At 49.8% G+C, this 434-nt stretch carries 1 protein-coding gene; it reads left to right on the forward strand.

Annotation, left to right across the window (positions count from 1 at the left end; translation table 11 throughout):
- Window positions 1-434 (forward strand): ABC transporter permease subunit (locus ACYVRH_RS14700; RefSeq protein ID WP_461257606.1); only part of this gene is annotated, 434 nt, incomplete at both ends.

Below are 434 nucleotides of genomic sequence, written 5' to 3' on the forward strand. Positions count from 1 at the left end.
GGCTTGCTCCGCGGCTCATGCTGTACAATGTGCTTTCCCGAATCGTCAATCTGTTCCGGGCCATTCCTTTCATCATATTGATGATTTTGCTGATACCGCTGACGCGGCTTATTATAAAAACAAGCATCGGTCCCACTGCGGTAATCATTCCGCTTTCAATTTCCGCCGCGCCCTTTGTCGCCCGTGTCGCGGAATCTGCCCTCTCCGAAGTTGAATATGGAATGCTAATCGCCGCCCGCGCGATGGGATCGACTAATTTTCAAATTATCCGAAAAGTGCTTATCCCGGAAGCTCTGCCCGCTTTGGTTTCGGGTTTAACTTTGACAATTATTAATTTAATCGGCTATTCGGCAATGGCAGGCGCAATAGGCGGCGGCGGTCTTGGCAACCTTGCCATAAGCTACGGTTATAACCGCTTCAGGACAGATGTAACA

The organism is Treponema sp. R80B11-R83G3 (genome assembly GCF_054786115.1).